This window comes from Nocardioides sp., from assembly GCF_035703625.1.
In the GTDB taxonomy this organism is placed as follows: Bacteria; Actinomycetota; Actinomycetes; order Propionibacteriales; family Nocardioidaceae; genus Nocardioides.
This window is the reverse complement of the sequence record NZ_DASSXS010000115.1, coordinates 1-2,795: the sequence shown is the minus strand read 5'-3', so window position 1 is coordinate 2,795 and position 2,795 is coordinate 1. Positions and strand designations below refer to the sequence as shown.

Annotated in this window: 2 protein-coding genes; one reads left to right on the top strand and one right to left on the bottom strand. The window is 69.9% G+C overall.

Features of this window, described 5'->3' with window-relative positions; all coding sequences use genetic code 11:
• Positions 1-2,329, bottom strand: a 2,329-nt coding sequence (locus VFN12_RS05575; RefSeq protein ID WP_325117611.1) for a CARDB domain-containing protein, incomplete at its 3' end; no start/stop codon positions are given.
• Between the two features lie 221 nt (positions 2,330-2,550).
• On the opposite strand from VFN12_RS05575, the gene VFN12_RS05570 reads away from it, so the two are divergent.
• A partial coding sequence (locus VFN12_RS05570) for a hypothetical protein (RefSeq protein WP_325117610.1) occupies positions 2,551-2,795 on the top strand: 245 nt, incomplete at its 3' end.

The window sequence follows — 2,795 nt, the reverse complement described above, 5'->3', positions numbered from 1 at the left end:
TGAACGTCGACGCCCGGCAGTTGTCACTCTCGCTGCCCTCGGAGACGAGGTGGGTGTCGTCGGCGCAGGCCAGCAGGCGATATGTGCCGACCGGCATCGACGTCGGCACCCTGACCGTCTTGCTCCCGGTCGCCGTGGCGCCGGCCGCCAGAGCGGTGACGGATCGTTCACCGGCCAGCAGCACGTCGCCCGCACTCAGGCGGCCGTCGAGCGAGAGCCGGTAGCGGGTCACGCTCGTGCCGGCGGGGGCCAGCCCCACGTTGCGGGTGCTGTCCTGCACCTGCATGGTCCGGCCACGGACGACCGAGCTCGGCGGGTTGGACAGCGCGGTCACCCGCAGGTTCGGCGCGGTGACCTGCAGCGTGGCGGTCGACACCGCGCAGTTGTCGGTCTCGTCCCACTCGGTCACGGCGCCGGTGCTGTCCGCGCAGGCCACGACCCGGTACACGCCCGGCGCGGTGCCGCCCGGGACGGTCACCGACACGCTCGCCGACGTGGTGGCGCCCGGCAGGACGGTGCCTACCGATCGGGTGCCGGCCAGCGGCAGGTCCCCGCCCGGTGTTGCGTCGGCGGACAGGGCGAAGCGGGTCGTGGACGGGCCGGCTTCGGCGTCCCCGGTGTTGGCCAGGACGTCGGTCAGGCTGAACGATCCGCCCCGCAGCACGGTCCCCGGCAATCCGGACGGCGACCGCGACTCGAGGTCCGCACGCTGCACCTGTACGACGACCTTCGTCGCCGAGACCGCGCAGTTGTTGGCCTCGTTGGACTCGAACAGGGCACCGTCCCCGTCCGCGCAGGCCAGGAGGGAGTAGCTGCCCGCCGGGGTGCCCGGCGGCACCGTCAGCGGAACGGTGCCGGTCGAGCTGCCGCCGGCAGGAAGCAGGTCCGGGACCCCGCGGGTGCCGAGCCGGATGTCGTCCGGCCCACGACCGGCGTCGGTGGAGAGCCAGAAGGCAGTCTGGCTGCTCTCGCCAACGCGGGTGACGCCGACGTTCCGGGTGGTGTCGGTGACGCTGAGCTGCCGGCCCCGGACAACCGAAGGACTGCCGAAGCTCGCCGTCCCCACGCTGAGGTCCATCGCCTGACGCCCGGGGAGGTGGTTCTCGTCGTACACCTCGGCCAGCCTGCTGGCGAGGCCGGGGTTCCGCGCGTCGAAGCCCTCCAGGAACTGGTCGATCGTCCGGACGTGGTTCCAGCCGCCGTCGAACGGCTTGGGGTCGTAGGTGTCGACGACGTTCCAGATCGCACCGAAGCCGGCGTCGAGACGGTCCCGCGACCCGTTGCCGTCGTGGTCCTCACCGGTGCGCACTCCGTCCCAGGCGTCCAGCAGGATCGCTGCGGTGTAACCCTCGGTGTTGGCGTGGTCGGGGTCGGCGTGCGCCGCTGGGTGGGGCAGGTCCTCGAGGTTGCCGTAGACCGAGGAGATGGTGGTGTCCTTGCCGTAGGCCCGGGCCACCACTTCGCCGAGGAAGTCCGGGAAGCCCTCGGTCCAGTGCACGAAGCCCTTCTCCGAGAGCCACATGCAGTGACCGGCCTCGAAGAAGAAGGTGCCGTCGCAGTTGCCGTTGTTGTAGTCGGGCATCGGGCTCTCGGCGAAGTGCTGGAGCACGTGGTGGCCGTACTCGTGATAGACCACGCCCTCGTTCCACGTGGCACCCTGGGCCACCGAGATCCCGCCCTCGTCGACCAACGGGACCGGGCCCCGGTAGAACGTGCGGTCGAGCACCTCTGGCCAGAAGGCCCGGACCTTCGGCACGTCGCGACCCGAGGTGGCCTGGGTGTGCGGGTTCATGAAGTCGCGGACCTCGCCGAGGTTCGTGAACACCTGCCAGGCGCCGTCGTCGTTGTCGGTCTGGTTGTGGAACACGTCGCAGGACACGCCGCTGTCCGGGCTGATCTCACCGAAGTTCTGGGTGGAGCCGTTGGTGGCGTTGTCACGGAAGCCGCTCTGGAAGCAGTACGTCGAGTTGACCGCGCCGGAGGTCTGCACGACCCCCGCTGGGCTGTCCGCGATGACCTTGACCAGAGGGTCCGGCATGTCGAAGAGAAAGTCACCGGCCCGGCCGGTGAGGCTGAAGTTCCCGTTGGCGTCGGTCTGTCCCGTGGCCATCCACGAACAGCCGGGGAACTCCTCGTCGCACATCTCAACGCGTGCATTGCGGATGCCCCGGATGTTGCCGCCGTCGTCGACGTAGACGAACCGGCCGACCGCGGTGACGGTGGCGTCCTCGGCCGAAGCCGGGGTGGTGGTGACCCCGCCCATCACGACAGCCGTCGCGAGTGCCGCGACGGTGGCCGCCCGAGCGAGAGGGTGAGCGTGCTGCCTCATGCTGACGTCTCCTTGTTCTCTGGCCGGGTCTGGCCGCGGCCGGCGCCGCGTCTCGGCGTCCGATGATCAGGAGCAGACGTCTAGGCCACTGATACGTCCACGCGTCACGTATCCAGCGGGCGCCTGCTCGCTCCATGACAGACATCAACCCGGTTCTCGGGTGTCGTGACCCCGCCGCAGCTCGATGCCTGGGACCACAACATGTCCAGGGGGACAGATCAATGAACAGAATCCGCTACACCATCGCGGCCGCCGCTTCGGCCGCCGCACTCGTCGCGTCGGGAGGGACCGCCTTCGCCGAAGGGGTGACGCCGAACGTCAACCGGGCCGCCGACCCCGGCGAGGTGATCCACCTGACCAAGACGGTGTCCACGCCGCCCATCCCGCCGAAGCCCGACATCGTGCTCCTCGTCGACAAGACCGGAAGCATGGGCGGGGAGCTCGCCAACGTGAAGGCGAACTTCAG